The sequence below is a fragment of the Dyadobacter beijingensis DSM 21582 genome (genome assembly GCF_000382205.1).
Classification (GTDB): domain Bacteria; phylum Bacteroidota; class Bacteroidia; order Cytophagales; family Spirosomataceae; genus Dyadobacter; species Dyadobacter beijingensis.
In genome coordinates this window covers 974,127-998,474 of the sequence record NZ_KB907788.1, presented here as the reverse complement: position 1 = coordinate 998,474, position 24,348 = coordinate 974,127, and the positions used below count along the sequence as shown (strand labels likewise).

General features: G+C 53.1%; 12 protein-coding genes. 9 read left to right on the top strand and 3 right to left on the bottom strand.

What is annotated here, in order from left to right:
* The first annotated feature begins 48 nt into the window (after positions 1–48).
* Together H144_RS0117705 and H144_RS0117700 are read left to right on the top strand one after the other, a co-directional pair.
* Complete coding sequence (locus H144_RS0117705; protein ID WP_019943435.1) at positions 49–639, top strand: NADPH-dependent FMN reductase; 591 nt, start codon at positions 49–51, stop codon at positions 637–639.
* A gap of 118 nt (positions 640–757) precedes the next feature.
* A complete protein-coding gene (locus H144_RS0117700; protein ID WP_019943434.1) occupies positions 758–2,038 on the top strand; it encodes an O-acetylhomoserine aminocarboxypropyltransferase/cysteine synthase family protein in 1,281 nt (426 codons plus the stop codon).
* Positions 2,039–2,145: 107 nt separating this feature from the next.
* Here the strand turns inward: H144_RS0117700 and H144_RS0117695 are convergent, their stop codons facing one another.
* Positions 2,146–4,290: a S9 family peptidase gene (locus H144_RS0117695; protein WP_051100123.1), complete on the bottom strand. Its 2,145-nt coding sequence runs from the start codon at positions 4,288–4,290 to the stop codon at positions 2,146–2,148.
* Positions 4,291–4,676: 386 nt separating this feature from the next.
* Between H144_RS0117695 and polA the strand changes: the two genes are divergently transcribed.
* Positions 4,677–7,571 carry a DNA polymerase I gene (gene polA / locus H144_RS0117690; RefSeq protein ID WP_019943432.1) on the top strand — a complete coding sequence of 965 codons (2,895 nt, stop codon included), beginning with the start codon at positions 4,677–4,679 and terminating at the stop codon, positions 7,569–7,571.
* Between the two features lie 136 nt (positions 7,572–7,707).
* Here polA and H144_RS0117685 read toward each other — a convergent pair whose 3' ends face one another.
* Both H144_RS0117685 and H144_RS0117680 read right to left on the bottom strand, forming a co-directional pair.
* Entirely contained in the window at positions 7,708–9,234 is a 1,527-nt protein-coding gene (locus H144_RS0117685; RefSeq protein ID WP_019943431.1) for a SusD/RagB family nutrient-binding outer membrane lipoprotein, read from the bottom strand.
* 18 nt (positions 9,235–9,252) lie between these two features.
* Positions 9,253–12,570: a SusC/RagA family TonB-linked outer membrane protein gene (locus H144_RS0117680; protein WP_019943430.1), complete on the bottom strand. Its 3,318-nt coding sequence runs from the start codon at positions 12,568–12,570 to the stop codon at positions 9,253–9,255.
* A gap of 396 nt (positions 12,571–12,966) precedes the next feature.
* Between H144_RS0117680 and H144_RS0117675 the strand changes: the two genes are divergently transcribed.
* From H144_RS0117675 to H144_RS0117650, 6 genes are all read left to right on the top strand, one after another.
* Positions 12,967–14,694: a 3-keto-alpha-glucoside-1,2-lyase-like domain-containing protein gene (locus tag H144_RS0117675; protein ID WP_033402732.1), complete on the top strand. Its 1,728-nt coding sequence runs from the start codon at positions 12,967–12,969 to the stop codon at positions 14,692–14,694.
* Positions 14,695–14,719: 25 nt separating this feature from the next.
* Positions 14,720–16,720, top strand: a complete 2,001-nt coding sequence (locus tag H144_RS0117670; RefSeq protein ID WP_019943428.1) for a plastocyanin/azurin family copper-binding protein — start codon at positions 14,720–14,722, stop codon at positions 16,718–16,720.
* Positions 16,721–16,911: 191 nt separating this feature from the next.
* The gene (locus H144_RS0117665) at positions 16,912–17,520 is read left to right on the top strand and encodes an RNA polymerase sigma factor (RefSeq protein ID WP_019943427.1); all 609 of its coding nucleotides are present in this window, start codon (positions 16,912–16,914) and stop codon (positions 17,518–17,520) included.
* Between the two features lie 441 nt (positions 17,521–17,961).
* On the top strand, positions 17,962–19,050 hold the full coding sequence (locus H144_RS0117660; RefSeq protein ID WP_019943426.1) for a FecR family protein: 1,089 nt from the start codon (positions 17,962–17,964) through the stop codon (positions 19,048–19,050).
* Positions 19,051–19,304: 254 nt separating this feature from the next.
* Positions 19,305–22,721 carry a SusC/RagA family TonB-linked outer membrane protein gene (locus H144_RS0117655; protein ID WP_084599975.1) on the top strand — a complete coding sequence of 1,139 codons (3,417 nt, stop codon included), beginning with the start codon at positions 19,305–19,307 and terminating at the stop codon, positions 22,719–22,721.
* A gap of 71 nt (positions 22,722–22,792) precedes the next feature.
* A complete protein-coding gene (locus H144_RS0117650) occupies positions 22,793–24,325 on the top strand; it encodes a SusD/RagB family nutrient-binding outer membrane lipoprotein (RefSeq protein WP_026350781.1) in 1,533 nt (510 codons plus the stop codon).
* The last annotated feature ends 23 nt before the right edge of the window (positions 24,326–24,348 follow it).

Here is a 24,348-nt window from a genome sequence, read left to right as displayed (position 1 = left end):
GTTGGCAACCGGTGAAACCTGTCCGGCCCTGTTTTTGTAATGTCTGGTATGAAACGCATGCACCTTCTGGGGATCTCGGGCAGCCTCCGTGCCGACTCCACCAATACCATCATCCTAAAAACCCTGGGAAGCCTGTTGCCTCCCGACATCACCTTTGAAATTTTCGAAGGCCTGGACGGAATCCCACATTTTAGTCCCGGACTGGATAGTCCCCGACTGGATAGTCCCGGATTGGATAGTCCCCGACTGGATAGTCCCGGGCTCACGGACACCGATGCCGTCACGCGTTTCAAGACTGCCATTGCACAGGCTGACGCCGTGGTGATATGCACGCCGGAATATGCATTCGGCGTGCCGGGTACCCTCAAAAATGCCCTCGACTGGACTGTCGGCACGGGAGAATTCAATGACAAACCCGTGTCGGTTATCAGTGCGTCGCCGCTCAATTCCGGCGGTAGCAATGCATTGGCGTCCCTCCTGCTCACCCTCACGGCACTGGGTACCCAAAAAAACGAAGCCTCTGCCCTGTCCATTCCGAATGTCAAGGGAAAGATCGAGAATGGGCGCGTCACGGATGCACATACGCTCCACGAGCTCAGGGCGCAATGCACGAATCTGCTGGGCCTGATCGGGAGCTAAACGGCTTCTCTACAAAATCCAATTTATTATCCGGCAAGCAAAAGACTATAAGTTTTGTAGAGTAAAATCATTTAGTTTGATACATTTGGGCTTTATCCACCTTAAACGTTCTAACCAAATGAAATTTGAAACCTTGCAGCTCCACGCCGGCCAGCAGCCCGATCCAGTGACCAATTCGCGGGCTGTGCCTTTGTACCAAACCACTTCCTACGTTTTCAATAACGCCGAGCACGCTGCTAACCTGTTCGCATTGAAGGAGTTCGGCAACATATATTCCCGTATCATGAACCCGACCAACGACGTTTTCGAGAAACGCGTGGCGGCATTGGAAGGCGGCGTAGCGGCACTGGCGACGGGCTCCGGGCATTCGGCGCAGTTCCTGGCAATCAACAACATCACCACCGTGGGCGACAATTTCGTGACCACTTCGTTCCTGTACGGCGGTTCGCATAACCAGTTCAAAAATTCTTTCAGAAATATCGGCGTAGAAGCCCGTTTCGCCGATGGCGACGATGTGAGCAGCTTCGAAAAGCTGATCGACGATAAGACGAAATTCATTTACCTCGAAACAATCGGTAACCCAAGCTATTCCGTGCCCGATTTTGAGGCATTCTCCGCGCTTGCGAACAAATATGACCTCCCGTTGATCGTCGACAACACATTCGGTGCGGCAGGGGCGATTTTTCAGCCGATCAAATACGGCGCGCATGTGGTGGTGCAATCGGCTACGAAATGGATCGGCGGGCATGGCACGTCGATCGGCGGCGTGATCGTCGATGCGGGTACCTACAACTGGGGCAACGGCAAATTCCCGCAGTTTACCGAGCCTTCGCCGAGTTACCACGGCCTCGTTCTGAACGACGTTTTCGGCGTTGGCGGGCCATTCGGCAACATCCAGTTCATCATCCGCGCCCGTGTGGAAGGCCTGCGCGACTGGGGCCCTGCGCTTTCACCTTTCAACTCATTCCTCTTCCTGCAAGGACTCGAAACGCTGACATTACGCGTAGAACGCATTGCCGAAAATGCGTTGAAGCTCGCCCAATGGCTCGAAAAACATCCGAAAGTAGAGAGCGTGAACTACATCGGTCTGGAAGGCAACAAATACCACCAGCTCGCTAAAAAATACCTTACGCGCGGTTTCGGAGGTGTTTTATCATTCTCATTGAAAGGCGACAAGAAAACCGCAGAGAACCTGGTCGACAACCTGAAACTGATCAGCAACCTCGCCAACGTAGGCGACGCCAAAACCCTGATCATCCACCCGGCATCGACCACCCACTCGCAGCTATCCGACGAAGAGCAGCTTTCCGCCGGCGTACTGCCGACGCAGCTGCGCATTTCCGTCGGTATCGAGCACATTGACGATATCATCGGGGACATCGAGCAGGCGATCGGATAGGTTTAATATTGAATGACCCGCCGTGGAACGGGAATGATTGACTGACCGAATATTTTATTCAATCAGTCAATCATTCGGCCATTCATTCATTCAGAAAAGCGTCATTCCTACTCGCTAATCCCTTCCAGCGCGAACATGAACGCGAACTGCAAAGCAATCTCTTTGAGATAGTCAAACCGTCCCGAGGCGCCGCCGTGGCCGGCTTCCATGTTTGTTTTCAATAGCAGCACATTGTTATCGGTTTTATGCGTGCGGAGGCGCGCAACCCATTTGGCGGGCTCGAAATATTGCACCTGGCTGTCGTGCAATCCGGTGGTTACGAGCATGTTGGGATATGCTTTTTTCTCAACGTTATCGTACGGCGAGTAGGACTTCATATAGTCGTACGAGTCCTTGTTTTTCGGGTTACCCCATTCGTCGAACTCGTTGGTAGTCAACGGGATGCTTTCGTCAAGCATGGTCGTGACCACATCTACGAACGGCACGTCGGCGATAATGCCGCGCCAGAGATCGGGGCGCAGGTTGCTGATAGCTCCCATGAGGAGGCCGCCGGCGCTACCGCCTTCCGCGAACAAATGCGCTTTGGAAGTATAGTTTTCCTTAATGAGGTGTTCCGCACAGTCGATAAAATCATTGAACGTGTTCTTCTTTTTGAACATCTTGCCGTCCTCGTACCACTGACGGCCCATTTCCTGCCCGCCTCGTATGTGTGCGAGCGCATAGATGAACCCGCGGTTGAGCAGGCTCAGGCGTGTGCTGCTGAATGCGGCGTCCATGCTGTTGCCGTACGAGCCGTAAGCGTACAGCAGCAGCGGCGTATCGGCGCTTTTGGGGGTTCCCTTTTTATAAACCACCGAAATGGGCACCTTCACGCCGTCGCGCACGGTCGCGTACAAACGTTCCGTTACATATTCTTCCGGATTGTAGCCGCCCACCACTTCCTGGCGCTTTTTCAGTTCCTTCGCCCGGCTGTCCATGTCATAATCATACACCGAGCTCGGCGTCGTCAGCGACGTGTAAATGTAGCGGAGGTTGGCGCTGTTGTATTCGGGATTGGAACCCGCGTAAGCCGTGTAAGCTGGCTCCCCGAAATCGACGTAGTGTTCGGCATTACTGTTGATATTGCGGATTCTGAGCTGCAAAAGTCCGTTTTTTCGCTCGGTAATGACGAGATAGTCCTTAAAAACATCGATGCCTTCCAGCAGCACGTCGGCCCGGTTCGGGATCACTTCTTTCCAGTTTTCGACACCCGTTTTGTTGACCGGCGTTTCCATCAACCGGAAATTCAATGCGTCTTTATTGGTCACAATCAGGAACTTATCACCCTGATGGTCCACATCGTACAGCACGTCCTTCATCCGGGGCTGAAACACCTCGAACTTGCCTTCGGGCTTATCGGCATCGAGGATCAGGTACTCCGACGACATCGTGGCCGACGAAGCGATCACAATGTATTTTTCCGACTTCGTTTTGCCTACGCCTATATAGTTACTCTTGTCCTTCTCATTGTACACCACGACGTCCTTTTTCGCGTCCGCGCCCAGCGTATGGCGCTTGATCTTCTCGCTCAGGAGCGTTTTCGGATTGGTAGCCGTGTAAAACAGCGTTTTGTTATCATTTCCCCATTCCGAACCGCCGCTCGTCGGGTAAATTTTGTCGGCATAATGCTCGCCGGTTTCCAGGTTCTTCACATACAATGTATACTGCCGTCTCGAAACCGTGTCCACGCCGTAAGCCAGCAGCTTGTTATCCGGACTAACATTGAAACCGGCCGCAGAATAATACGAATGCCCCTCAGCCATTTTATCGACGTCGAGCAGGATCTCCTCTTTCGCTTCGAGCGTCCCCTTTTTGCGGCAATATTTGAAATACTGTTCCCCTTCCTCGCTGCGGGTGTAATACCAATACCCATTGCTGAACACCGGCACCGACTCGTCCTTTTCCTTGATGCGTCCCTTCATTTCCGCGAACAGCGACTCCTGAAATTTCGCGGTACCGGCCATCATGGTATCCGTGTACGCGTTTTCGGCTTTGAGGTACTCCACCACTTTATCGCTATCAGGACCTTCCCGGAAGAAGTCGGCCATCCAGTAGTATTCATCGTTCCGGTGGTCGCCATGCATTCCGGTTTCATGGTTTTTCTGCTCTGCTACGGGCGGTGTGGCGCCCGGCCATTGATATACTTGTTTCACGGGTTTATTTTGGTTACACGAAAAAATGACAACAGTTAAAAGTAAGCAAATAATTCTCATAGGCGAAGGCAGGTTTAAATACAATTGATATTCAAGCAGTTAATATATTTTTACTTTTCATTAGGTAAATACTTCTGGTATTTCAAAAAATACAATAAGTTAAATTCATAACATTCTTTAAATACTTTCTATGCGTATCATAAGTATTAGCCATTTAATACTTATCGATTCATTTTAAGCTTATTAAAAGCGGCTACCTGATAATACTATTCTTACATTATATTACAATCAAAAGAATTAGACTTTTTATACTTACAATACATTTAATAAGTATAAAAAGCACTATCCGGCTGGTACATCTCTCTTAAATCTACAAAAAACCTCCGGCAATCCTTTTCCGTCGTGGTACTTGCATTATATTTGAGTTTCGATCATAAACTTACCTCATGGAAAAACCCGTTCACAAGCTGTTCCTGCTGGACGCTATGGCCTTGATTTACAGGGCACATTTCGCGTTCATCAAGGCGCCACGCATCACTTCAAAAGGACTGAATACCAGTGCCGTTTTCGGCTTCACCAACACACTGCTCGAAGTACTCCAGAAAGAAAAACCCACCCATATCGGCGTTGCATTCGACACCGCCGCGCCTACATTCCGCCACGTGCAGTTTGAGGCATACAAGGCGCAACGAGAAGCTCAGCCTGAGGACATTACCGTTGCAATCCCACTTGTAAAACGCCTGCTGAGGGGCATGTGCATTCCCATTCTGGAGCTGGACGGGTACGAAGCCGATGACATCATCGGTACCATCGCCAAAGAAGCGTCGCGGGAGGGTTTTGAGGTATTTATGATGACCCCCGACAAGGATTACGGGCAGCTGGTCGAACAATATGTGCATATATACAAGCCTGCATTCCTCGGCAAGGGCGCTGAAGTGCTGGGCGTCCAGGAGATCCTCGATCGCTGGCAGATCCAGCGTATCGACCAGGTTATCGACATTCTCGGACTGATGGGCGATGCCGTCGATAACATTCCCGGCATTCCCGGCGTGGGCGAAAAAACGGCCCAGAAACTGATCCAGGAATATGATACGATCGAAAACCTGATCACGCACGCCGATGAAATCAAAGGCAAACTCGGTGAAAAAGTGCGCGAGAACTTCGACAAGGCGATATTGAGCAAGCAACTTGCAACGATCGATTGCAAGGTGCCGGTACCATTCGATGCCGAAGATCTCACGATTTGTGCCCCCAATGCCGAGCTGATCGCCGAGCTGTTCGATGAACTGGAATTCAAAACGCTTAAAACGCGTATTCTGGGCGGTTCGCCAGGCGGGTCCACCGGCACCCCGGCACCTGCCGCACGGTCCAACGGGACCGCCGCTCCGCGCAAAAGCGCCCAGGGACAGCTGGATATTTTCGGTAATCCTACGGGAGAGATCGGCCAGCAACCGGCGGTGATCAGCGGCGACCTTACAGACGGCGAATTGACCGAGGAAACCGGCGAGCTCCGCATCCCGACTTCCAAACGAACGATCGACAATACTTTCCACCGGTACCATACCGTGGACACGCCGGAGCTCATGACGAGCCTCGCGCATTACCTGGGGTTGCAGGATGCATTTTGTTTCGACACGGAAACGACCTCGCTCGACACGACCGAAGCCGAACTCGTAGGGCTGTCGTTCTCCTACCTCGCCGGCGAGGCATTTTACATTCCCGTCCCGCCCGACCGGGAAAAAGCCCAGGAGATCGTGGAGCATTTCCGCGCGGTTTTTGAGAATGAAAACATTGAAAAAATCGGTCAGAATATCAAGTATGACCTGCTGATATTGAAAAACTACGGCATCGAGGTCCACGGGAAACTGAGCGACACGATGCTCGCGCATTACCTGCTCGAACCCGACAAACGCCACGGAATGGACATCCTGGCCGCGTCCTACCTGAACTACGAACCGGTGTCGATCACGGCGCTGATCGGTAAAAAGGGTGGAAAACAGGGCAATATGCGCGATGTGGCCATTCCCGAGATTACGCAATATGCAGGTGAGGACGCCGATATCACATTTCAGCTGAATACGATTTTCAGCCGCGAGCTGCCGAAGGTGAATGCGGCGAAGCTCTTCCACGAGGTGGAAATGCCGTTGACCAAAGTACTCGCGTCGATGGAAAACACCGGTGTGCGGCTGGATATCAATGCATTGAAGGAAATGTCGGCCGTGCTGGAATCCGATCTTCGCCAGACCGAATCGGAGATTTACGAGGCGGCGGGCCAGTCGTTCAACATCAGCTCGCCCAAGCAGCTCGGGGAAATCCTTTTCGAGAAAATGAAGCTGATCGAAAAGCCGAAAAAGACAAAAACCGGGCAATATGCGACAGGAGAAGAAATCCTTTCCGACCTGGAAGCCAACCACCTCATTGCCCGTAAAATATTGGATTACCGCGAGTTGCAGAAACTCAAATCGACGTACGTGGATGCATTGCCGACCATGGTGAGCAGCCGCACGGGCCGCATCCACACCTCTTATAACCAGGCTGTTGCGGCTACGGGGCGCCTCAGTTCCACCAATCCGAACCTGCAAAACATCCCGATCCGCACGCCGCGCGGCCGCGAGATCCGTAAGGCATTCGTGCCGGATAATGGCGATTTCCAGATCCTTTCGGCGGATTACTCGCAGATCGAGCTCCGCATTATGGCGGCATTCAGCGGCGACGCGAGTATGACCGAGGCATTCAACCAGGGCCGCGACATTCACGCCACGACAGCGAGCAAAGTGTTTTCCGTGCCATTGGAAGAAGTAACCTCCGACATGCGTAGAAAGTCCAAAATGGTCAATTTCGGGATCATTTATGGCATTTCGGCATTCGGCCTCGCACAGCGCCTGGGCATTCCGCGCGGCGAGGCGAGCGAGATTATCCGCGCCTATTTCGAGGAATTTCCGGCCGTGAAAGGTTATATGGACAAAGTCGTGAATAACGCCCGGGAACGGGAATATGTGGAAACGATCCTGGGCCGGCGTCGCTACCTGCCCGATATCAACTCCCGCAACCAGACCAACCGGGGCTATGCGGAACGAAACGCCATCAATGCCCCGATACAAGGCTCGGCGGCCGATATGATCAAGGTCGCGATGATCAATATCCACGATTTCATGGCCCAGGAAAAGCTCAAATCACGCATGATCCTGCAAGTGCATGACGAATTGGTCTTCGACGCGCATTATAGCGAAATCGACCTCCTCAAAGAAAAAGTGGACGAACTGATGCGCAATGCGATCCCGATGGCAGTGAAAATGGAAACAGGGATCGGCGTCGGCGCTAACTGGCTGGAAGCGCATTGATTTTTTGGGAGGAAAAATGGGGAACATTTGGTCAGTGTGGTCAGGCGTAGTCAGGTGTTGTGTAATTGTAATTGCTTGGTATCACACAAAACCTGACCACACATGACCAAATCTGACTAAACCTGTCATCTCCCTCCTATTTTGCCACCCAGGTGCGGGTATTCAGATCATCCGTTCCCTGACGTTTGACCGCCTCTTCGCGGTTGGCGCCGTTGAGCGATTGCTCCGAGAGCGGGTAAATGAAGCGTACCGGTACGCGGTTCTGGTTGAGGTTGTCGGGTCCGGGTTTGATTTCCGGCATGCCCGTGCGGCGCCAGTCGAACCACGCTTCCAGGCCGTTGAAATAGAATGCTACCCATTTCTGCAACGCGATTTTCGCGAATTTCTCCGCGCTTGTACCTGTGTAAGCGACGGCGGCTTGCGTATAGTACGAAGCGTCCGGCGTGACATTAATGCCGTAGGAAGCCGGCACTACGCTTTTCCAGTACTCGAAGTTGCTCTGGATGCCTTTGGTATAATAACCTTCCGCCGTTCCTGCCGTAATCCAGCCTTTCTCGCGGGCTTCGGCCAGGATAAACTGCAATTCGGAATAGTTCATCAGGATCCCGCGTGGTGCGGAAGGGTCCGGCGGCGCCTGGCCGGGATCGTTGCACACGAGGCACGCGAACGTGTACCCCACACGCGAAACACCCTGAGGCCCACCATTATAGTTCAATGCGGGCACGTCGCCCAAGCCGTTCGGAACACCTTCGATCACCGGCTTACCGGCCGTTACGGAAGATTGCGACGGACGGCCGAATACTGCCAGACGCGGGTCCTTCAACGCCGTAAGGCGGTCGCTGAGCGTCTTGCTCACCCGGAATTCGTCGAACGAGCCCACACGCGAATCGTACATTCTCCACTGATTAGGCGCCGCTGCGAGGTATTTCAGTTCCGCATTGTCCTGATTGCCCTCGAAAATCGGGTTTTTAGCAGGATCTCCCACGATCGCCTGCAATTCGGCTTTCACGTCTTTTTGCTTTGAAATACGCATTAAATAACGCAGACGCAGTGAATTCGCTAACTTTCTCCATTTGATGATCGACCCGGAGCCGCCGCCGAAAAGGATGTCGCCGGAAACCGCCGTGGTGCTGGTGGCGAGGATATTGTTCGCCGTGCTGAGATCGGCCAGGATACCTGCATAAACGCTTTCCTGGGTGTCGTATTTGGGCAAATACACGCCGTCGGTTTTGCCTTTGGTCGCCTCCGTGTACGGAATATCGCCGTATGCATCCGTCGCAAGCGCAAACATCCACGATTTCAGGATCAGCGCGATGCCCTTGTACGCATTGGCGTCATCGGTACCGACCTGGTCCATGATGTTTTTGATATTACGCATATTCCCATACACATTGTCCCAGATCCCGTTTTGCTGGCCCCACAGGTAGCGGTCCTCGTTCACGAACTGGATCTTCGCGTGGTGCTGCACCACGATGTTGCCGATCCCCCAGGCGTCGCTCACCTGGCTGTTGATCATATTCCGGATCACGCCGGACAGCAGCAGGTCGGGCGTGACATTGTTCGGCACGTTGTCGTTGGTATTTACTTCCTCAAAGTCGTTGGTACACGAGCCCGCCGAGAGTGTCAGCGCGGCCATGATATATATCGGAATTAGCTTTTTCATTGTTTTCCTCTTGAAATGTTACAGTTTGAAACTCACGTTGAAACCATAGCTGCGGCTCGAAGGGATCGACATATACTCGATACCCGGCAATGCGGTACCGCCGTTGTAAGCCATTGTTTCAGGGTCTACATGCGGTACTTTCGACCACAGCGCCAGGTTACGTCCCACGAACGAAACGGTGATGTTTTTGATCGGTGAGCGGCCCAGCAGGCGGTTCGGGATCGAATAGCCCAGCTGCACCTCGCGAAGCTTCACGAACGACGCGTCGTACATCACGCCTTCGGCAATGTTACGGCCGCCGGTGTAGGCGGTATGCCATGCGCGGGCCGCCAGCTTCACTTCGTTTTTGCTGAAAGTACCGTCGGCATTCTGCACCACGCCGTCGCCGATGACGCCATTGCCGGCTTTGCTCAGGTCGTAGCCGTCTGCACGTCCTTCGAGGGTTTCCTTGATGATACCACCCTCGCGACCAACCGTTTGTGTATGCGAATACAACTTGCCCCCGTGGCGTACGTCGAACAGGAAGCTGAGTTTCAAACTCTTGTAGTTGAACTGGTTGGAAATACCGGCGAGCCAGTCGGGATTGTAGTTGCCCATTTTCTGCACGTTGGTTGTAGGCACCGGGCGACCGTCCTTGTACACGATCTGGCCCACATTCTGGCCGGTAGCGTCGTAGTAAGGGGCCGATGAATTGGTGTTCTGCACGCGTGCGAAAGCGATCCCGTACATGTCACCCATGCGCTCGCCGACCCGGGCCTCGATGCTCACCCCTTTGCTCGCCATTACGAAATTGGTAATGCCGTCCGACAGTTCGAGTACCTTGCTGCGGTTGGCCGAGAAGTTGATACCGATATTCCATTTGAAATCATTGATCTCTACCGGCGTTACATTCAGCATCGTTTCAAAGCCCCAGTTTTTGATCTCACCCGCATTGAAAAAACGGCCATTATAGCCCGTAGTAAGCGAAAGCGGGATTTGCAGGATCTGGTTCTTGGTTTTGCTTTGATAGAATGTAAAATCCAGTCCTACGCGGTTTTTGAAAAAACGGACGTCCGCGCCGAGCTCGTAAGCCGTACTGATCTCCGGTTTCAGGTTCAGGTTCGCCAGACGGTCTGTTTCACCGTAAATCTGCGACGAGCCGTAAGGCGTACTCGGGTTGAATGCCTGGGTGAATGTGAACGGGTCGGTATCGTTACCCACCTGCGCGAAGCTGGCGCGGAGTTTGGCAAAGGAAATCACTTCCGGCAGCTTAGTCATATCGCTCAAAACAGCGCTCAGAGCAACCGATGGATAAAAATACGAGTTGTTCTCGGTACCGAACGCTTTCAGCGCCGTGGGGAGCGTCAATGCGCTGCTCCAGTCGTTGCGTGCCGTGACGTCGAGGAACAGGTAATTGCGGAACGACACCGATGCCGAACCGTACAAGCTGTTGATCCGCTTGCCGACCTTGCTTTGCGATGCGACCAGCTGAATGCGCGAGTTGGTGAGGTTGTAAATGCCCGGCAGGTTGAGCTGGCCCGCATTTTCCTCGTCGTAGATCGAGCTCTGGCGGTTCTGGTTACCACCGAATGTCGCAGATACATTGATATCCTTGCTGACATCCTTGTTGAAAGACAACAGGAAATCGCTGTTACGCTCCTCGGTATTCACTTTCACCTCGCGGTACTGGCCGAACGGGAAGCGCTGCGTGCTGAATGCACGGCGGTATTCGCGGCGCTCGTTGCCCCAGTCGGTAGCCGTACGCAATTGCAGGCTGAGCCAGTCGGTGAAATCGTATTTCAGGATCACGTTACCGATAATGCGGTTCACTTCCTGGCCGTTGGTGTTTTCGTAAACGGTGAGGTAAGGGTTATCGTGGTAGTTGTAGTTCCAGCTGAACTGGCGCTGATCTTCCAGACCGTTCATCCATAAACGTTCCATATCCGACACCTTCACCGAGCGCGGCAGCCAGCAGTTGAAGAGGTACATAATACTCTCCGTACCGTAGCTGATCGAAGGGCGGTTCCCGCTCGAACTCTTGATATAGCTCACGAATGTTTTGGCAGATAGCTTCTTGGTAAGGTTGTAACCTGCACTCAACGAGGTGGTATGGCGTTTCAGGTCGGTGTTCGGCACGATACCCGTCTGGTCGAGGTTGGTGTACGACAACCGGAAATTACCCTGGTCGTTGTTGCCGATCAGCGCGATGTTGTTCGTCAATGTACGGCCTGTGCGGAGGAAGTTTTTCAAACCGTCCACGTCTGCTACCCAGGGCGTTGCGGTGATCACGCTTCCGGCGGGCGCATTCAGGTCGCCACCGAGGAATGGAATGGCCTGGCCGTTCAATGTCCGCGGCGAATTGTACTGCGGGTAGCTCTGGCCTTTGAATTCCGGCCCCCAGCCTTCGTCGGTACCGTCGGTAAGGCCTCCGCCGGCGCCGTTCACGAATGCGAAATCGCCGCCGTTACCATTACCCTGCCCGTATTTGTTCTGATATTCGGGCAGTTTCAATGCGCGCTCGAACGTAGTGTTGCTGTTCACCTCTACGCCGATGCCCTTGTTGCCTTTCCCCGACTTGGTGGTGATCAGGATCACCCCGTTGGCCGCTCTTGAACCGTACAAGGCCGCAGCGGCAGGTCCTTTCAGCACGCTCATTGTTTCCACGTCGTCGGGGTTGATGAAGCTTGCGCCATTCCCGAAATCGACTTCGAGGTTATTCTGGCCCGAACCGCCCGTGATAGAATTGCTGATAGGCACCCCGTCGATCACGTACAGCGGCTGGTTTTTGTTCAAATCCACCGACCGTTCCCCACGGATCGTCACCCGCGCAGAACCGCCGATCCCCGACGGGCTTCCTACAACCGTCACACCGGCAACCTTACCGGCCAACTGGTTGACAATGTTGGTTTCACGGGCCGTCACGATGCTTTCGCCTTTCAGCTCCTGCACAGCGTACCCGAGTTTGCGGACATCCTTTTTGATACCCAACGCCGTCACGACTACTTCCTGCAATTGTTTCTGGTCTGCGAAAAGTACTACATCGGCCACGGCGCGGCCACCTACGGTCACTTCGTGGGTAACATACCCCAGGAACGAAAATGTGAGTACGGAGCTGGCGCCTTTGACGCTGATCTGGTACTTGCCGTTCGAATCGGTGACGGTTCCGTTGTTGCTGCCTTTTTCGATCACGCTCACGCCCGCGAGCGGAAGCTTGTCGTCGTCAGATATTACCTGCCCGGTAACCACCGACTGTGCGATGCCTGCATGCGAGTACATCAGGCCCGTGAGCGCCATGCCTGCGCACGCGCCGCTTCTGAAAATACTCAGCCGGAAGCATAAGTAAACTTGTTTGATCATGAGCACTTAGGTTTTTTAGGTGAGAAAAGAATGGTATGGGCACAACCGCCCGGCAAAACGCAAAAATCCGCTTTAATACAGTCTATTATGTTAAATATTTATTAACATAATATAAACAAATCCGGCCGGGACCGGCGGCACGTCAGGCTGTAAACGATTACTGATAAATGCTGAAAATCTCACTAACTCATGCACGAACAACTACTTCTATCTGAATGCTACCGGTGGTCACGGGAAATAGTGTTCGCTTAAATTTACAAAATAGGATTCATCCTTGTTAAACTTTTGACAAGCAATCTCCGCAGTTCAAAAATTTCATACTATTTCCGGATATAATAGTAAAAAAAATGCCGAACTTCGCTTTTTAATTGTAAACAATACACTTAATCGATTCCAATGCGTCAATTGTTCCAGACAGTCTCCCTCCTTCTACTGGCCAGCCCGGTAGCGGTGATGGGCCAGACAGCGAAGGGAAACTATTCTTCTCTTTCCCTCAAAGACCTCAGCGCCTTCGAAAGCGCGGCCCCCAACTGGTCGATACAAGGTGGCATCAGCATACTTCCTTCCGGCACTGCGAAGCCTAAAATATCGGCCGGCGAAGGCGTACTGATCGGAAGCCCCGGAACTGTGCTGACCACCAAACTGAAAGCAAGCGATCTCCGGCTTTCCCTTGAATTCAACGTTTCGCCGGGTGCCGAAGGCTACATTATCCTTCCCGGCGGACAGAAGGTCAAGATTTCCGACAGCAGCAAACAAAAAGTGGCCGACGCTTCCACTTCAGGTTATATCGGCCAGTTCCCGACGCAGAATGCCGCCAAGTCGGCCGGCCTGTGGCAAACGCTCGAACTTTCCTATGACGCATCCGTTCAGAACGTTCCCAACTCCGCGAAACTGAATACCCTTTCGCTCAATGGCGTGACGGTGCTGGAAACGGTTTACCTCCCCAATTCCAAGGCGGCAGGCGACGGCCAACCCATCGCATTGGAAGTTACCAAAGGCAATATCGCATTTCGCAATGTCGGCTATCAATTGCTTGCTAACCGTAAACCATTGTCTATCAGTAACCTGAACTACAAAGTATTTTCAGACAAATGGGATGCCAAAGAATATAGCAAGCTCGATCATGAAGGTCAGTCGCCCGTGCTAACGCAGGAAGTGACCAACGGCATGCGTGAATTTCACCTCGTATACGAAGGCGATATCGATGTGACCGAAGCAGGTGATTACATTTTCACTACCATTTACTCCGGCCCGGTGCTGTCGGTGGATATCGACGGTAAGAGCGTGGTAACCTCCGGCGAAAGCACCTCGCAGGAAACCCATACTGGCACCGTCAACCTGACGCAGGGCAAACACAAATTCAAAATCTACTACTCGCGTTTCCCGTGGCGCCAGCCGGCGCTGGGCTTGCGCGTGGAGAAATCCGGCGTTCGTCCGTACGACCTGCATTCGCTCTCGTCCCTGCCAGAGCCGGAGCCAAAGCCGTACATCAGCGTCACGCCTGATCAGCGTCCCGATATGGTACGGTCGTTCATTCAGATAGAGGGTGAAAAATACAAACGCACGCATTGTATCTCGGTAGGCAGCCCTGATGGCTGGAACTACACCGTGGACCTGAACCGCGGCGCATTGTTGCAGGCGTGGCGCGGACAATTTGCCGACGTGACCGAAATGTGGTACGAGCGCGGCGAGCCCCAACTGCTGTTCCCTGCCGGTTTGAAGGTACACGTTTCAGGGCGCAGCAGCATCGCATTGCTCGACAATGCCAATGCAGCCTGGCCCGATTCTGCGAACATCAATTTCCTGGGTTATAAAATCGACCAGAAGGGTTACCCGGTATTCCGCTACGCAATCGGCTCGGCCACGGTGAGCGACGAGCTGGTATCCGGCGGCAACAGCCTTTCACGCACATTCCGCGTGGCCGGCACACCTTCCGGCGCATTGTACTCGCTGCTGGCCAGCGGCAAGCAGATTACCGAAATAGAAAAAGGACTTTACCAGATCGACGACCGCTTTTATGTGCAGATCGATAAAAAGGCCAGGGCGATCGTCCGCCCGGCTGGCGAAATGAAGGAGCTCATTCTCCCCGTTTCGAATGCCACCAGCTATTCTTTGTTTTGGTAAAAACCTCATTATCTGAATGCTATCAATGAAAAATATTCTTTTAACTACCCTGATTTCCGCTGGCTGTGTGAGCGCGTTCGCCCAGTCGAAGCCCAATAAAATCGACGATTATTACCGCATTATCACCATCCCGGTCCCGGAGAATATCAAGATGGAAGTGGGTGGTATGCAGGTATTGCCGGACGGGCGCCTGGCTACATCCACCCGCCGCGGCGAAGTTTGGCTGATCGGTAACCCCTACCTCAAAGGCGACGGCAAGCCATCGTTCCACCGCTTCGCGCAGGGTCTGCACGAGCCGCTGGGCCTTTATTACCGCGGCAAGGATTTCCTCGTGTCGCAGCGTGGCGAGGTAACCCGCCTGGAAGACACCGATAACGACGGCGTGGCCGATGTGTACGATTCATTTACCCGGTGGCCGCTCTCGGGCAACTACCACCAGTATTCCTACGGCCCCGTGGCGATGCCGAACGGCGAGATGCTCGTCACGCTCAACCTCGACTGGGTGGGCCGTGGCGCCAGCCAATCGAAATGGCGCGGGTGGATGCTGAAACTCGGCCAGGACGGCAAGCTTACGCCCTGGGCGACCGGCTTGCGCTCCCCTTCCGGCTTCGGATCGTATAAAGGCGACATTTTTTACACCGAGAACCAGGGCGACTGGGTAGGCTCCGGCCGTATGACGCACCTGGAAAAAGGCGATTTCGCGGGTAACCCGGCCGGCTTGCGTTGGAGCAAGGAAGAAGGGTCTCCCGTGAAGCTCACGCCCGAGGACGTGCCGAGCACCGGCGAGCCGCTGTACGACGTCGCTAAAAAAGTACCCGGCCTGAAACCGCCAGCGGTGTGGTTCCCGCATACCTTGGTCGGTATTTCGACCTCCGATTTCAAAGAAGACGTCACCAATGGTGCATTCGGGCCATTTACGGGGCAAATGTTCGTGGGCGACCAGGGACATAGTATCATCACCCGCGTAGACCTCGAAAAAGTGAACGGCGTTTGGCAGGGAACGGTTTTCCCTTTCCGCGAAGGGTTCATGTCGGGTATCCTGCGCCTTGAATGGGGCCTCGACGGCTCGCTTTTTGTAGGTCAGACGAGCCGGGGCTGGTCGGCTACCGGCAAGGAAGAATTTGGTATCCAGCGCCTGGTGTGGACGGGTAAAATGCCATTTGAAATGAAAACCGTGCGCTCGACGCCGGACGGCTTCGAAATCACCTTTACCAGCCCTGTGGACAAAAAGACCGCTGCGGACCAGGATTCGTATAAAATGAACAGCTTCACGTACCGGTACCACCGCACCTACGGCAGCCCGATCATCAACACGCAGGAAGTGCCGCTAAAAGGCATCATCGTTTCGGAAGATGGTCTGCGCGTTCGCTTGGTGGTTGATCCGGCTGCGTTGCGTAAGGGTTATATCCACGAAATCAAAACGGAAGGCGTAAAATCGCCGGACGGCAACAATCTGCTGCACACCACGGCCTACTACACCCTCAACGAAATCGCGGGCGGACAGGCGGCCAATGCATCGCAGTTTACAACCACCGTGAAAGCCCCAGCCGCAGACCACAGCGCGCACACGATGCCTGCAACAGGCGAAACCGCGGCCAATACCGCCGCTTCGGCCAAGCGTGTGACGGAAATGCCCGCCAGCTGGACGAATGGGCCGGACCAGGTCATTACCATCGGCACCGTACCGGGTTTGAAATTTGATATTTCGGAAATCCAGGTGAAGGCGGGAAGCAAGATCAAGGTGGTATTCAACAACAACGACGACATGCTGCATAATCTCGTCATTACCAAACCGGGAACCGTCACCGCCGTAGGTGAAGCGGGCCTGAACCTGGGTTTGAAAGGAACAGAACTGAACTACGTGCCCAGAACGAACGATGTGCTTTTCCATACCAACATCGTGGAGCCCGAGAAGTCGGAATCGATCTATTTCGTAGCACCGAAACAGCCGGGCACCTACCAGTACGTTTGCACTTTTCCCGGTCATTACACACTCATGCAGGGAAAACTGAAAGTGGTTAAGTAACCCACTGCGGCGCATTGCAGTCGCCGCAGGGCAATATCCGGACGGGGCGGGTTTCACCGCCCCGTTTTATCTTCCCCTGACACTTCACTACAAGAATAATTGCAGCCGTTTCACAAGGAGAATGCCACTATTGGCCGCTTTGATTGGTATAATTCATTGATTTAATAAAACATTGCCGTTGCATTAAGGATTTGAATCAGGACAACAACATATCGCATGCCAATGAGCTGAATAGCAAGCTCTGGCAACGGTTCAAGGCCGGCGACTCGGAGGCGCTGGGGCAGCTCGCCCAAACGCATTACCGGGCACTGTACAACTATGCCACCAAGTTCTCGTCCGACCCCGACTTCATCCGCGACTCCATCCAGGAGCTCTACCTCGAACTCTGGGAGCGCCGCACCTTCCTTTCGGAGACCGCATTCGTCAAATCCTACCTGCTGAAAGCGCTCCGCCACAAGCTCATCAAGGAAAGCATTCGCCTCAAACGCTTCCATGAGCCCCAACAGGCCATTTTCGACACCGATCCATCCGATCCATCCATCGAAACCAACATCATCGAAGCCGAGCACATCCGCTTCCAGAACGGCCACCTCCAACGCATTATCTCCCTGCTCTCGAAGCGCCAGCAGGAAATCATCTACCTCCGCTTCTACCAAAACCTCGACAACGAAGACATCGCCAGCATCATGGGCCTCGGCCGCCAAAGTGTCTCTAACCTCCTTTACCGTACATTGAAGGAGATTAAGGAGATCTGGGCGCCTGCGGAGTTTTTTTGGTTGATGTGGTTGTTAATTTCGTAGGGACGGCCTTACCTGCGCCCCGGAGGGGCAATCTGTTTGTAGCGATCGCAGGCAACAAAGATTCAACAACTCCGTAGAAGTTTCCTTGAATCCCCAGGCGGCGCCTCCGGAGCCAATTTTTTGTTTGGCGGCTATGTTTTTTCTAGAAACAGCAGGCCGCGCCGCGGCCGATCCAAATGACGAATTGACCATATCTGAATGTTTTATACTTTTAAATAGTCAGATACATTAAATACTTTTTAAAAAATATAATAAGAACAATTCTTTCATTACTTATAATACTTTAAAGTACCCCATTACTCCCCTTACTCCCTCTTCCCTTTCCTCCGTTTATAATTTTTCAAAATTTTTTTTGACTTTTTTGGTTATCCCGGCGGTGAAATGTGACATACACTTTTGAAAGCATCTGCAGGGCGCCGTTAGTCTGTCTCATTTTAACCCATGAGTTTATACCGAACATTTACAGTAGAAGAACTGGCCACCGATGAGTCTTTCCGGCTTTGGGTCATGGCATCTACACCGGAACTGGATCATTACTGGCAACAATGGCTCGTCGGGAATCCCGACCGTGCGGGCGTCGCGGCGCGTGCACGGGAGCTGGTGCTGGCCGTGCATGAGTTGTACAAGGACGACCTTTCGCAGGATATGCTCCGCCACGAGATCGAGGAGATTACCCGGCTCGCGGAAGCACGGAAAATGGAGAACGGCATTCCATTCTACCGTCGCGCCGTATGGCGGGCGGCGGCGGTGCTGCTACTGACCGGCGGGCTCAGCTGGTTGTATTATACGACGCATCCCGGCCAGACCGGCACGCCGCAGGCCCGGGCCGTGCAGGCTGAGGTGGAAATGCTGGCCCAGACCAACCGCACCGAACTCGAAATGACCGTATTGCTAAGCGATAACAGCGTTGCGACCCTTTCCAAAGGCAGCAGCATCCGCTACCCGCGCACGTTTGCGGCTAACGAGCGGCGCGTGTACCTCACAGGCGAGGCATTCTTCGACGTAGCTAAAAATCCGGATCAGCCTTTCCTTGTGTATGCCAATGAAACAGTGACCAAAGTGCTCGGTACCAGCTTCCGCGTGAAAGCGTTTGAAGGCGACAATACCGAAATGGTGGCTGTAAAGACGGGTCGCGTATCGGTTTATCCCAAAAAAGAATACGAAACCCGGCACGGCAATGCACGGTTGGCCGGGGTGATACTGAACCCCAATCAGCAGGTCGTTTTTAACCGGAAGGACAACAAGCTGGAAAAGGCCGTCACGGCGAATCCGGGGCTGCTGGCGGAATCCGCGGTGCAAAAAGACCAGGTTTTTGACGATAAGCCGGTCACCGAAGCTTTCGACGCGCTGGCAAAGGTTTATGGCATCAGCATCGATTACCAGGCCGAAACGCTTGCCAACTGTATGATCAGCGCGCAGTTTGGCGAAGAAAATCTGAAACAACGCCTGAACGCCATCTGCCAGGCCATCGGTGCCGGTTATGATATGGAGAACGGTCGGGTTTTGATCCGTTCCAAAGGTTGTAATTAAACGCTAAACCCTTTCAGGACTAAAATCAGCTACCATTAATCCCTCGATCTGCCTATGACATACCATTGACGCTGCTTTTCCATTGAATGATAAAGAGCCAGTGATGATTGCGCCATCACCGGCCCTGCAACTCCCCCGCCCGGACTGGCATCTGCGGCGGTTCAGGAGCATTTTGTCCCATCATTTCAGCACAGAACAAAACTTTCAAAAGTATGAAAAAACACCGACATCTATCCCGGCTACTTTACAGGGCTATGAGAATATCACTTTACCAATTATTTATTGCCTTAATCTTTGCCACTGTATCCGCAGCAGGCACCGTGGGGGCACAGGATATTCTGAATCAGAAGATCACGATACAGGTCAACAACCTGGAAATGAAGACGGTACTAAACAAACTCAACAAGCTGACGCAGTTGCGTTTCACGTACAGCTCTTCGTTGATCAAATCGCAACGGAAGGTCTCGCTGAATGCGATCGACCGCCCGCTGGGCGACATCCTGGACGATCTGTTCAAACCGGCGAACATTACTTACAAAATCGACGGTAAACAGGTAGTTCTCATCAAAAACACCGCCGAGCCCGGCAGCGCATTACCCGAAACGATCCGCTCTCAGGGCAGCATCGACCGGAACATTACCGGCAAGGTGACCGACGAAAAGGGCGCTCCCCTACCCGGCGTGAGCATTGTCGTGAAGGGCAGCAAGGCCGGTACCGCCACCGACACCGAAGGCGCATTCCAGCTGAGCGTTCCCGACGCGGGCGGCTCGCTCGTGTTCTCGTATGTCGGCTACACGCCGCAGGAAATTCCGCTCGGCAACCAGTCGAACTACGATATTTCCATGACGCCGGATGTGCGCAACCTGGAAATGGTGGTCGTTACGGCGCTGGGTATCAAGCGTGATGCGAAGAAACTGGGCTATTCGACAGCCACGGTGAATACCGAAGAGCTGACGACCAACCGCACGACCAACCTCGGTAACAGCTTGCAGGGAAAAGTGGCCGGTCTGAACGTGACGCCTCCGGCGAGCGGTCCGGGTGGTTCCACCAAGATCCGTATCCGCGGCCAGTCGTCTTTCGGGGGCAACAACTCCCCGCTCATTATCGTGAACGGCATTCCGATCAATAACAGCAGCGTTTCGGCGGGCGGTTCGAATGGAAACGGAACGGGTAACCCCACCGGCGGTTCGTCCGATGCCGGCGATGGTTTGCAGAGCATTAACCAGGACGATATCGAATCGATGACGGTGCTGAAAGGTGCCGCTGCGGCGGCATTGTACGGTTTTCGTGCCAAGGACGGGGCCATTATCATCACTACCAAAAGCGGCAGCAAAACGACCGGTATCGGTGTCGAGCTGAACTCGAATTTCCAGGCGCAGGAAGCACTGGACTACACCGATTTCCAATACGAATACGGCCAGGGAGAATTCGGAAAACGCCCAACCACCGTGGCGGAGGCACAAAGCTCGGGCGTATTTGCATTCGGCGAAAAGCTCGACGGCAAGCCGACGCCGCAGTTCGACGGCAGCACGCAGCCCTATATCGCCCACAAGGACCGGATCAAACGATTTTACCGCACAGGGACCAGTTTTACCAATTCAGTTGCATTATCAGGCGGCAATGAAAAAGGAAATTTCCGCCTCTCTTTTGCCAATACCGATGCCAATGCGATCATGCCGAATTCGGCTTATCATAAAAAAATCTTCAACCTCGGGTTGAACTACAAGTTTACCAAAAAGCTTTCCGCGCAACTGAACGCGAACTATTCCAACGAGTACAACAAGAACCCGCCACAGATCGGTATCCAGGACATGAATGCGAACACCACCATTTATACCATGGCTACCAGCATCGACGCCGACTGGCTCAAAAACCGCAAGGATGCCAACGGCAACGAAATGCCCCTGGCGCGTTTTACCAACCGAAACAACCCCTACTGGGTGGCTTACGACCGCTTCGAAAACGTGCGCCGCGACCGGATTTTTGGGAATACTTCGGTGCGCTACGATTTCACCAACTGGTTGTTCGTGCAAGGCCGCATTGGGCAGGATTACTACACGCGGCCGTACAACTACAACCGCCCCACCGGTACCCGCTCCATCAGCGCGGTTACAACGGGATTCAATGGCTACTATTACCAGGATGTGTCGACATTCCGCGAGCGAAACATGGACATCCTCATCGGTGCCAACCGGACATTCGGCAACTTTGGGATAGACATCACACTCGGCGGCAACCAAATGCTGCAGGTGAACGACAATATTTCGACGGCTGTGACCAATTTCTACGTGCGTGACCTGTACACGATCGGCAACGGGCAAGTGAAAACCCCGAACTATGGATACAGCAAAAAGAAAGTGAATTCGATTTACGGTTCAGCAGAACTTTCTTACAAGAACTTCCTGTTCGTCAACATTACCGGCCGCAACGACTGGTTTTCGACACTTAACCCCGGCTCGAACAGCTATCTCTACCCCTCTGTGAGCGGTAGCTTCGTGTTCAGTCAGGCATTTGAGAATGCCCCTGACTGGCTCACTTATGGAAAGCTGCGCGCAGCATATGCCGAAGTAGGAGGCGATACGGATCCCTATTCAAACAACCTTTACTACGGGATCAATGCCAACCCCTTCAATGGTACGGCATTAGGCAACCTGCCCTCGACCGTCAGCCCGAATGCAAACCTCCGGCCGCTGAAAGTGAAGGAAACCGAATTGGGTCTTGAAATGAAAACTTTCGACAGCCGCCTGAACCTGGATCTTTCGCTTTACCGTAAAAACACTGTGGATGAGATTCTTAACGTCGACATTTCCAATGCATCCGGTTTCAGCCAGACCAAAGTAAACGTCGGTAAGCTGCGGAACCAGGGTGTGGAATTTTTGCTGACTATCGTACCCGTGCGCAACGATAACTTCACCTGGGAAACCAGCTTTAATGGCAGCTACAACATCAGCAAGGTAATTGAGCTCGCCGACAAGCAGCAGCGTTTCGATGTCGGTACCGGCGAATTTTTCGGGATTGTTTCCCACGAAGTGGGCAAACCGCTGGCGTCGCTGCGCGGCTTCGATTACAAGCGTGACGCACAGGGCCGCATCATTACCTCGGCTGGATTGCCGCAACAAGGCAACATTGTGTCTTTCGGCAGTGCCATCCCGAAATGGGTCGGTGCGTGGGTGAACACCATCAATGTAAAGGGCATCCGCATCGGAACGCAAATCGATTTCAAGGCTGGCAACAAGATCCTCTCGAACTCCAACCTGAACTTCCTCCGTGAAGGACTCTCAAAATCCTCGCTGGTGGGTCGGGAAGGGGGCGTACTTCTGGAAAGTGTCACGGCCACCGGTGAAGCAAACACCACGCGTGTCGAAGCCGAGCAATTTTACACCGCATACCGCAGCACAAACCTGGCCTCGCCTTTTGTATATAATGGCGCATTCGTACGCTGGCGGACGCTCTCAATCGGTTACGACCTGTCACGTTTCCTGCGGGAAAAGACCTTCGTCAAAGGCCTGACGCTCTCTGCGATGTGCAACAACGTACTGATGATCAAGAAGTATATCGACAACCTCGATCCCGAAGCACAGGTATCGGCCTCCGACAACCTACAAGGCATCGAGACGCATACACTTCCTACGACGCGGAGTTATGGGGTTAATTTGAACATTAAGTTATAGGAGAATGGAGGAAAGGGAAGAAAGAGAGAAACGAAAAACATTCAATCATTCAATCATTTAGTCACTAACATATGAGACGATTATTCATATATGCCGCAGCACTCGCAATGCTTGTTGGCGCCAATTCGTGTGATAGCGGTTTTGAGGAGGTTAACAAAAACCCCGTCCTTGCGACAGAGATCGACCCTATTTATTTGTTTTCCAATGCGGAGTTTTCGTCGGCCATCGCCACGCAGAACTACCAGATGCAGATCGTGCAGCAGATCAACACGCCTTACACCGGGGTTGTAGAGGGAGGAAACCACAATGCGCTCTCCGACCCGAACTCGAATGCCAACTTCAACTCATTGTATCTGCAAAACGGCCCGGTGAACCTGCTTACCACGGTCATCGCAAAAACGAAGGACGATCCGGCACGGAGCAACCTTTACAATATGTCGCGGATCTGGAAGGCCTATGTTTTTATGGTTTTGGTAGATACTTACGGTGATGTGCCCTATTCTGAGGCTGGTAAGGCCTTTCTGGAAGGCATTAATCTGCCTAAATATGACGACCAGAAAGTGATTTACCAGGACCTTATTAAAGAATTGCAGGAAGGTACCAAAGCGCTGGACGCGAGTAAGCCCATCGAATCGGGAGACCTTTTCTTCAAAGGCAATATTGCGCAATGGAAAAAACTGGGGAATTCCCTGCTGTTGCGTGCGGGAATGCGGTATTCTAAAATTGACCCTTCCACAGCGAAGTCCGTGGTGGCCATCGCGCTTGACCCCGCCAATGGCGGCGTCCAAAGCTCCAACGCCGATAACGCCTACATTGCATTCAACAGCACCTTCAACCATCCGTTGGCCGGTTATTTCCAGGGAACAGAGCGTGGCAATGTTTATATGGGCAAAGCCTTCATCGATTTCCTTAAAACTTCGAATGATCCGCGCCTTAAGGTAATCGCTATCAAATATGAGGCGCCAAGCAACCCGCTGGCCACCGCCGGTGCCGAGAATACGACGCCTGCCGATCAGGACGGGATGCCATACGGCTACAACGAATCCACCATCGTCAATGCACCTGGCTTCCCGGGAAAAATCGGTTCCGCATTCAAATATTCGCAGATCAACCGTCGTACACTCGGCAAAATTGACGCGCCCGAGTTTTTTATCACCTGGTCGCAAACCCTGCTGTTACAAGCCGAAGCGGTACAGCGCGGCTGGTCAACGGGTAACGTAAAAGAACTTTACGAAGCTGGTGTAAAAGCGCATATGAACCAGCTGCCCACGTACGATGTCCTCGCCACCATTCCCGCGGCCAGCCAGGACGCTTACATAACGGCCAACCCGTTCGTACCAGCCAAAGCATTGGAACAGATCAACAACCAGTACTGGATCTCCTCGTTCCTGAATGGCTCCGAAGCCTGGGCGAACTTCCGCAGAAGTGGCTTCCCGACGCTCCCGATCAACAATTACCCGGGTAAAGATCCATCGGTGAAGGACTTTATCAAAAGATTGGTGTACCCCGTCAGGGAACGCTCGGTGAATGAAGCCAACTACAAGGAGGCAGTTGCCAGAATGGGCCCGGACGAGCTGGGAACGCCCGTTTTTTGGGATAAATAACAATCAATACCAACCCTTAATTT

Coding starts and splice junctions, on each gene's coding strand:
- H144_RS0117705 (WP_019943435.1), top strand. CDS start 49: ATGAAACGCATGCACCTTCTGGGGATCTCGGGCAGCCTCCGTGCCGAC.
- H144_RS0117700 (WP_019943434.1), top strand. CDS start 758: ATGAAATTTGAAACCTTGCAGCTCCACGCCGGCCAGCAGCCCGATCCA.
- H144_RS0117695 (WP_051100123.1), bottom strand. CDS start 4,290: ATGAGAATTATTTGCTTACTTTTAACTGTTGTCATTTTTTCGTGTAAC.
- polA (WP_019943432.1), top strand. CDS start 4,677: ATGGAAAAACCCGTTCACAAGCTGTTCCTGCTGGACGCTATGGCCTTG.
- H144_RS0117685 (WP_019943431.1), bottom strand. CDS start 9,234: ATGAAAAAGCTAATTCCGATATATATCATGGCCGCGCTGACACTCTCG.
- H144_RS0117680 (WP_019943430.1), bottom strand. CDS start 12,570: ATGATCAAACAAGTTTACTTATGCTTCCGGCTGAGTATTTTCAGAAGC.
- H144_RS0117675 (WP_033402732.1), top strand. CDS start 12,967: ATGCGTCAATTGTTCCAGACAGTCTCCCTCCTTCTACTGGCCAGCCCG.
- H144_RS0117670 (WP_019943428.1), top strand. CDS start 14,720: ATGAAAAATATTCTTTTAACTACCCTGATTTCCGCTGGCTGTGTGAGC.
- H144_RS0117660 (WP_019943426.1), top strand. CDS start 17,962: ATGAGTTTATACCGAACATTTACAGTAGAAGAACTGGCCACCGATGAG.
- H144_RS0117655 (WP_084599975.1), top strand. CDS start 19,305: ATGAGAATATCACTTTACCAATTATTTATTGCCTTAATCTTTGCCACT.
- H144_RS0117650 (WP_026350781.1), top strand. CDS start 22,793: ATGAGACGATTATTCATATATGCCGCAGCACTCGCAATGCTTGTTGGC.